Consider the following 374-nt stretch of genomic DNA (forward strand, 5'->3'; position numbering starts at 1 on the left):
TCGAAGTTCAAGCTCGACGCGAACGCCGATCCGCAGGCGTACGGGATCGGCATCAAGGAACTGTGGGAAATCGATCCCGCCAAGCACAAGCCGGGTCTGGTGATCCACACGGCCGGCTGGCCGCTGAAGTCGGACACCTACGGCGGCTCGTTCCTGTATCACATGGACAACAACCAGGTCGTGGTCGGCTTCGTGGTCGGCCTCGGCTACACGAACCCGTACCTGTCGCCGTTCGAGGAGTTCCAGCGCTACAAGACGCACCCGTCGATCCGCGCGTTCCTCGAAGGCGGCAAGCGCGTGTCGTACGGCGCGCGCGCGATCACGGCCGGCGGCCTGCTGTCGCTGCCGAAGACGGTGTTCCCGGGCGGCGCCCT

Annotated in this window: 1 pseudogene; it reads left to right on the forward strand. The window is 66.0% G+C overall.

Going from position 1 to position 374, the window contains the following annotated elements:
* Positions 1-374, forward strand: a pseudogene (locus tag DIE02_RS35295) (electron transfer flavoprotein-ubiquinone oxidoreductase); the annotation flags it as partial.

Origin of the sequence: Burkholderia sp. Bp8991, from assembly GCF_003853795.1 — a bacterium.
Lineage (GTDB): Bacteria > Pseudomonadota > Gammaproteobacteria > Burkholderiales > Burkholderiaceae > Burkholderia.